The 6306-nt window shown below is 73.4% G+C and carries 4 protein-coding genes and 1 pseudogene; 1 reads left to right on the plus strand and 4 read right to left on the minus strand.

The genetic code is table 11. The features are described from left to right. A pseudogene (locus L0P92_RS40885) lies at positions 1 to 318 on the minus strand (TIGR03943 family putative permease subunit); the annotation flags it as partial. Next, positions 315 to 1358 (minus strand): permease, encoded by a 1044-nt coding sequence (locus tag L0P92_RS40890; RefSeq protein WP_234768207.1) that lies wholly within the window; start codon positions 1356 to 1358, stop codon positions 315 to 317. The pseudogene L0P92_RS40885 and the gene L0P92_RS40890, both read right to left, overlap by 4 nt. A 206-nt stretch (positions 1359 to 1564) precedes the next feature. Here L0P92_RS40890 and L0P92_RS40895 point away from each other — a divergent pair, with 206 nt between their 5' ends. Continuing rightward, positions 1565 to 3472, plus strand: a complete 1908-nt coding sequence (locus L0P92_RS40895; protein WP_234768210.1) for an NAD-binding protein — start codon at positions 1565 to 1567, stop codon at positions 3470 to 3472. A gap of 33 nt (positions 3473 to 3505) precedes the next feature. Here the strand turns inward: L0P92_RS40895 and L0P92_RS40900 are convergent, their stop codons facing one another. Further along, positions 3506 to 4225 carry a hypothetical protein gene (locus L0P92_RS40900; RefSeq protein ID WP_234768208.1) on the minus strand — a complete coding sequence of 240 codons (720 nt, stop codon included), beginning with the start codon at positions 4223 to 4225 and terminating at the stop codon, positions 3506 to 3508. 74 nt (positions 4226 to 4299) lie between these two features. Further along, positions 4300 to 6153, minus strand: coding sequence for a S9 family peptidase (locus tag L0P92_RS40905; RefSeq protein WP_234768209.1), 1854 nt, complete (start codon positions 6151 to 6153; stop codon positions 4300 to 4302). Positions 6154 to 6306: the final 153 nt, after the last annotated feature.

A 6306-nucleotide genomic window follows, 5' to 3' on the forward strand; every position in this document is an offset into this window, starting at 1 on the left:
AGTGCGGGTGGCGCTGTAGGAGCCGAGGGCGGGCGGGGCCACGAGGATCAGGGCGAGGAGGGGGAGGACGAGGAGCCAGGAGACTCGGGGTTCGGGGTGAGTGTGGCTGCCTCGATGGGGGGCCTCCTTCTCTCGCCGCGCGCGCTTGCGCTCGTACCAGACCGTCGCCACCGCCGCCGCGATCAGTACCGCGCCCGCGACCAGCACCAACGGGCGCAGGCCCTGTTTGACGTACCGCAGATAGAGGTCGGTGGTGGCGGCGTGCAGCAGGGACGCGCCGAGCAGGAACAGGACGGCCGACTGGGCCTGGCGGTTCACAGGATCACCCATCCGGTCAGCACCGACACCACCACGGCCAGCGTGAAGGTGGCCGGGGCGAAGCGCAGGGCGAAGGAGCGGCCGAAGGTGCCCGCCTGCATCGCGAAGAGCTTGAGGTCGATCATCGGGCCCACCACGAGGAAGGTGAGCCGGGCCGTGAGCGAGAACTGGGACAGGGACGCCGCCACGAACGCGTCCGCCTCCGAGCAGATCGACAGCACCACCGCGAGGACCGCGAGCGCGAGGACCGACAGCACCGGGTTGTCGGCCGCCGCCCGCAGCCAGCTCTCCGGGGCCACCGCCTTGAGGGTCGCCGCCGCCATCGCGCCGACCACCAGGAAGCCGCCGGCGTGCATCACGTCGTGCCGGACGGAGTTCCAGAAGGCCTCGCCCTTGCTCTGGCCGTCGTGGGAGGGGTGGGACGGCGGCTTCAGCCAGTCGGTGCGGCCCAGGCGCAGCCACAGCCAGCCCATCGCGCAGGCCACCAGCAGGCTCGCGACCAGACGGGCGAGGACCATCTCCGGGTCGCCGGGGAAGGCGACGGCCGTCGCCGTCAGCACGATCGGGTTGATCGCCGGGGCGGACAGCAGGAAGGCGAGGGCAGCGGCCGGGGTGACACCGCGCCGGACCAGCGCCCCGGCCACCGGCACCGACGCGCACTCGCAGCCCGGCAGCACCGCGCCCGCCGCCGACGCGACCGGGACGGCGAGGGCGGGGCGGCCGGGCAGGGCGCGGGCGAAGAAGGACGGCGGCACGAACACCGCGATGGCCGCCGAGAGCAGCACACCCAGCACCAGGAAGGGCAGCGCCTGCACCATGACCGCGACGAACACCGTCGTCCAGCTCTGCATGACCGGTGCGGAGAGCGCCCGGCGGATCGGGCTCTGGAGCAGCACCAGGACGACCATGAGCATGGTGAGCAGGAGGGGGGAGTTGAGGTGCCGGCTCTCCTGCCCGGCTCCCTCGGTCTTCGGCCCGGCCCCCTCGGTCTTCGGCCCGGCCCCCTCGGTGTGCTGCGGGGCCGCTTTGGTGATCGCCACGGGCGAGGTACCTCCGGTGGTGCGGAAGGGCGCTGGTTTCCCTCCCCTCCGGTACGGGCGGCGGGGCGGGAGTGTTCAGGTGCGGAGATTCGGGGGAGGTCCGGGCTCACAGGGCCCCTTGTGGAACCACCCGTCACTATGAGGCAGTCTTTTCCCTCGTGGGGAGCGTTCCGAATCAGCGGTTGGGGAGTGACACGGCCGCGCACATGGTGGTGTGCGGCGACGACGGTCTCGCGCACCGGCTGGCCGCCGAGTTGCGCGGGGTGTACGGCGAACAGGTCACGCTCGTCGTGCCGCCCTCCGAACGCACGGTACGGCCGCCCGTGGTGGGCCGGGCCCGGGCCGCGTCGGCGGCGCTGATCGGGGCGGTGACGGCGGCCGTCAGCCGTGCGAACGGCGGGGCCGGCGGCGGCGAACCCGCCGGAGGCTTACGGGTGGTGGAGGCCGGCGAGGCCACCGAAGCCGCCCTCGCCGACGCCGGTGTGGAACAGGCGGCGGCCCTCGCCCTCGTCTATGACGACGACGAGACCAACATCCGCGCCGCCCTGACCGCCCGCCGCCTCAACCCCCGCCTCCGGCTCGTCCTGCGCCTGTACAACCGCCGGTTGGGCCAGCACATCGAGGAACTCCTCGACCAGGCCGCCGCGTTGGCGACGGGCGCCGGGGACGCCGGTCTCGACGCCTCCACGACCGTGCTCTCCGACGCCGACACGGCCGCTCCCGCGCTGGCCGCGACCGCTGTCGTCGGCACCACCAAGGTCGTCCAGACGGACGGCCTGCTGCTGCGCGCCGTCGAACGCCCGCCCCTGCGCCCCGGGCAGACGCCCGCCGCCGGGCTGGCCACGCTGGCCCTGCTGTCCACGACCAGCAACGACCCGGCCGGCGCGGACGGTTCGGAGGGCAGCGGCGAACAGGGGCCGCTGCTGCTGCCGGACGCGGAGGCGGTCCAGTCTGCGGGAAGCCGTGGCGCGGTCGTCCTGGAGCAGGTGTCGTACGCGGGTCCGTCCCTGCCCTCGGGACGCGGCGTCGTACCGTCGTTCGCCTCGCTGTTCTCACGGCGGCTGCGGTGGTCGCTGGCCGGTCTTGTGGGCTGTGTCGCGGCGCTGGCCGTCGCGCTGACGGTGGTGACCGGCGAACACCCGCTGTACGCCACGTACATGACCCTCCTCGACCTCTTCGCCATCAACGAACCCGCCCTGCACCAGACCCTGGCCCGCCAGATCCTCCAGCTCCTGTCCGGACTGATCGGACTGCTGCTGCTCCCCGTACTGCTGGCGGCGGTGCTGGAGGCCCTCGGCACCTTCCGCACCGCGTCCGCCCTGCGCAAACCGCCGCGCGGACTCGGCGGCCACGTCGTCCTGCTCGGCCTCGGCAAGATCGGCACCCGGGTGCTCACCCGGCTGCGGGAACTGCACATCCCCGTGGTGTGCGTCGAGTCCGACCCCGAGGCCCGCGGGATGGCGACCGCGCGGCGGCTACGGGTGCCGGTGGTGCTCGGCGACGTCACCCAGGAAGGCGTCCTGGAGGCCGCCAAGATCCACCGGGCGCACGCGCTGCTCGCGGTGACCAGCGCGGACACCACGAACCTCGAAGCCGCCCTGTACGCCCGCTCCGTCCGCCCCGACCTGCGGGTGGTCCTGCGGCTGTACGACGACGACTTCGCCACCGCCGTCTACCGCACCCTGCGCGCCGCGCACCCCCACGCCCTGACCCGCAGCCGCAGCGTGACCCATCTGGCCGCGCCCGCCTTCGCCGGGGCGATGATGGGCCGCCAGATCCTCGGCGCGATCCCCGTCGAGCGCCGCGTGCTGCTGTTCGCCGCCGTCGAGGTGGCCGGCCAGCCGCAGTTGGAGGACCGGACCGTCGGCCAGGCCTTCCGGCCGGGCGCCTGGCGGGTCCTGGCGCTGGACCGGGGCTCCCGCGACGAGCGCCGCGAGGAACCCGCGGTCGAGGAGGCCTACGAGGACGGCCGGCCGGGCGGCGCGTCGGGATGGGTGTGGGACCTGCCCGACAGCTATGTCCTGCAGAAGGAGGACCGCGTGGTGCTGGCCGCGACCCGCCGGGGGCTGGCGGAACTCCTGGGCAGACGGTCCCGGGAGCGGGAGGGCGCGTAGCGCGAGGGCGCCCCCGTGAACCGCCGTCGGCCCTCAGCCGTCGACCCTCACCGCCCCCTCCTCGTCGACACGGATCGCCACGTCGTTCCACTCGAAGTCGAAGTCACCGTCGGTGCACGAATAGCCGAGGCGCTGGCAGTGGTAACCGGTGTCCCGGCCGGGCTCGGCGGTGAAGATCTTCGGGAGTCTGTCGCAGCGCGGCTCCTTCGGAGCCGAGAGGCTGTCCGGGCCGTTCTTCCCGGCCTCCCACGCGAACCAGTCGTAGACCTCCTGCGCGAGCACCACGGTCCGCAACGGCCGGACGGTGTACTGGTAGTCGATGCCGTACGGGGTGCCCACACCCTGGGGTATCGCATTGGTGATCTTCACCTGCCAGGGCACCTCGACCCCCTCGTAGCTGACGGTGCAGCGGGTGGTGTCCCCCACCTCCAGGGCGAGTTCGCCGCCCTCGCACCGGCCGGGTTCGATCTCGCCCAGCTCGCCCACCATGTCGAGCGTCTTCCGCTGGAGGTCGTACAGCGCCTGCGCGGTGGGGCCGGCGTCGCGGTCGGGGCGAGGGGGCAGCGCGTCCGTCACCTCGCGGCCGCCCAGCCCGGGATGCCGCTCGCTGGGCCGGATCCGCACGGGCCGCTTCTCGCCCTCGACCGGGAAGCTCTCCGGCCGGTTCTCCCAGCCGCAGCCGGGCACGTCCTCGCCGCAGCCGCTCATCAGCACCACGGCCGCCGCCACGGCCGGGACCACCGCACGCCTCATCCTGTGGACCTCCCCCGCGCCGGTCGTACGTGCGGCGACGCACCGCTGCGCGCCGCCGCGCCAACGTATCCGCCCTACTTCGGGACCCCACCCGGCAAGTGCCGCTCCGCGAAGTCCAGTTCCAGTGCGACCTGCTTGATCCGCTCGTCCACCACCAGCGATCCGTGCCCCGCGTCGTACCGGTACACCTCGTGCACCGCGCCGCGGGCCTCCAGGCGCTTGACGTAGTTGTCGATCTGGCGGATCGGGCAGCGCGGGTCGTTGACGCCCGCCGAGATGTAGACCGGGGCCTTCACCTGGTCGACGTAGGTCAGCGGGGAAGACGCCTCGAAGCGCTCCGGGACCTCCTCGGGTGTGCCGCCCAGGAGGGTGCGGTCCATGGCCTTCAGGGCCTCCATCTCGTCGTGGTAGGCCGTGACGTAGTCGGCGACCGGAACCGCCGCGATGCCCAGCGTCCACGCGTCCGGCTGGGTGCCGAGGCCCAGCAGAGTGAGGTAGCCGCCCCACGAACCGCCGGTCAGGATCAGCCGGGCCGGGTCGGCCAGGCCGGACGTCACCGCCCATTCCCGGACCGCCGCGATGTCCTCCAGCTCGATCAGCCCGACGCGGTGCTTGAGCGCGTCCGTCCAGGCACGTCCGTAGCCCGTCGAGCCGCGGTAGTTGACCCGGACCACCGCGTACCCGTGGTCCACCCAGGCCGCCGGGCCGGCCGCGAACGCGTCGCTGTCGTGCCAGGTCGGGCCGCCGTGGATGTCGAACACGGTCGGCAACGGACCCTCGGCGCCGGCCGGCCGCTGAACCAGCGCGTGGATGCGGCCGCCCGGGCCCTCCACCCACACGTCCTCCACCGCGACCGAGCCGGGGGACTTCGGACCGGGCGGATCCAGCACCACCCGCCCCGTCGTCGACCGCACCGCCGACGGCTCGGCCGCCGACGACCACAGGTACTCCACGCTGCCGTCCGGGCGGGCCGTCGCCCCCGACACCGACCCCGCCGGAGTCGGGACGCGCACCAGCTCTCGCGCCGCCAGGTCGTACCGGAACAGCTCGCTTCGGGCCTCGAAGCTGTGCGCGATCAGCAGCCCGGTCCCGTCCGGATACCACTCCGCGCTGACGTCACCCGGCAGCTCCAGCGCGAGGTCCGTCTCCTCGCCCGTCGCCACGTCCCACACCAGCGGCTCCCAGCGGCCGCGCCGCTGATGTCCGACGAGCAGCCGCGCGTCACCGGTCACCGGGGCGAAGCCGAGGACCTCGAGGCCCAGTTCCTCGGTGCCGCCCTTGGTGTCGTCGAGTTCGGCGACCGCGCTGCCGTCGGGGCGCAGGACGCGCAGCGCCGAGTGCATCGCGTCGCCGTGCTCGGTGTGCTCGACGGCGATCAGCGTGCCGTCGTGCGAGAGGTCGCCGACGCCCGCGGACTCGCGGTGCCGGTAGATCTCCACCGGGGGTTCGCCGGTGCGGGCCACATGGATCGTCGTACCGTCCTCGTCCGTCGAGCGGCCCACGATCGCCGTGCGGCCGTCGCGGCCCAGGGCGAGGCCCGCCGGGTAGGAGGGGTCGAGGCCCGGGGCCGCGAGCTCGTCCTCTCCGCCGGTGAAGGGCTGGCGGCGCCACACGCCGAACTCGTCGCCGTCCTTGTCGTCGAACCACCAGATCCACGCGCCGTCCGGGGAGAGCACGCCGTCCGTCGTGCCGTTCTGCCGGTCGGTGACCTGGCGCTGCTCGCCGGTCGAACGGTCCCAGGCGTACAGCTCGTAGGTCCCTGTGGCGTTCGACACGAACAAGGAGCGGTCCGGTGCGTCCTCCGCCCAGTCCGGCAGTGACACCCGGGGGGCCCGGAAGCGCTGCTCCCAGCCCGGCATCTCCTTGCCCGCGATGGCCTTGTCCTGCATGTGGTGATCCCGCGAAGCGGACCCGTGGCTCTCAGTCATGGCCCCATAGTGCCTGGCCCGACCGACAATCCGCTGGCGAGGCCCCCAGCCTGTGGATAACTCCGCGGCCATGCGTGCATCGCCCCCGCCGCCCCTACCCGTCCCATCCCTTGAAGGGGCTCCGCCCCTTCAAGGGATGGGACGGGTAGGGGC

This window comes from Streptomyces muensis (assembly GCF_021474425.1).
Classification (GTDB): domain Bacteria; phylum Actinomycetota; class Actinomycetes; order Streptomycetales; family Streptomycetaceae; genus Streptomyces; species Streptomyces muensis.

Excerpts from the sequence above, each read along its gene's own strand:
- L0P92_RS40895 (WP_234768210.1), top strand. The coding sequence starts at position 1,565 with ATGGTGGTGTGCGGCGACGACGGTCTCGCGCACCGGCTGGCCGCCGAG.
- L0P92_RS40900 (WP_234768208.1), bottom strand. The coding sequence starts at position 4,225 with ATGAGGCGTGCGGTGGTCCCGGCCGTGGCGGCGGCCGTGGTGCTGATG.
- L0P92_RS40905 (WP_234768209.1), bottom strand. The coding sequence starts at position 6,153 with ATGACTGAGAGCCACGGGTCCGCTTCGCGGGATCACCACATGCAGGAC.